The sequence below is a fragment of the Burkholderia sp. BCC1638 genome, assembly GCF_902833195.1.
GTDB classification, from domain to species: Bacteria; Pseudomonadota; Gammaproteobacteria; order Burkholderiales; family Burkholderiaceae; genus Burkholderia; species Burkholderia diffusa.
Window position 1 is genome coordinate 1 of record NZ_CADFEC010000091.1, and the last position, 707, is coordinate 707.

General features: G+C 51.3%; 2 tRNA genes and 1 rRNA gene. All 3 read right to left on the reverse strand.

Features of this window, described 5'->3' with window-relative positions:
- Positions 1–335 precede the first annotated feature (335 nt).
- Positions 336–411 (reverse strand) — tRNA-Ala (locus tag HWX22_RS31310).
- Between the two features lie 39 nt (positions 412–450).
- A tRNA-Ile gene (locus HWX22_RS31315) sits at positions 451–527 on the reverse strand.
- A 63-nt stretch (positions 528–590) separates the two neighbouring features.
- Positions 591–707, reverse strand: a 16S ribosomal RNA gene (locus HWX22_RS31320); the annotation flags it as partial.

Consider the following 707-nt stretch of genomic DNA (forward strand, 5'->3'; position numbering starts at 1 on the left):
TTCATCGCCTGTGATCGCCAAGGCATCCACCACATGCACTTGTTCGCTTGACCCTATAACGAGTCTGTCTCATCGACAGTCGCTACAGGTTGAGTTCTCGCGTTGTGCCGTATTCCAATTGAGTCGAACATAGAGTTCGAATCATCTTGAGATACATCGATACAATCACAACCCGGATAGTTTCCACGTCCATCTCAAGACGCTTCCGCTATCCAAATTACTTACTTCTTCCAGATTGTTAAAGAACGACAGCCGATACGTACTCCGTACCGCTCTGACTGGCTCAATCGCCAATGACAAACACTCGAGCATCTCGAACGCTTGTCATTGAAGATTGGTGGAGGCAGACGGGATCGAACCGACGACCCCCTGCTTGCAAAGCAGGTGCTCTCCCAGCTGAGCTATGCCCCCATGAGTACAGATTTGCCTCAGGTACCTACCGCCAGACAATGGTGGGTCTGGTTGGATTCGAACCAACGACCCCCGCCTTATCAAGACGGTGCTCTAACCGACTGAGCTACAGACCCCTGAGTCTGTCTTTAAATTTACAGCCGATAAGCGTGAGCGCTCAACTTTGCGAGAAGCTCTGGAAAGGAGGTGATCCAGCCGCACCTTCCGATACGGCTACCTTGTTACGACTTCACCCCAGTCATGAATCCTACCGTGGTGACCGTCCTCCTTGCGGTTAGACTAGCCACTTCTGGTAA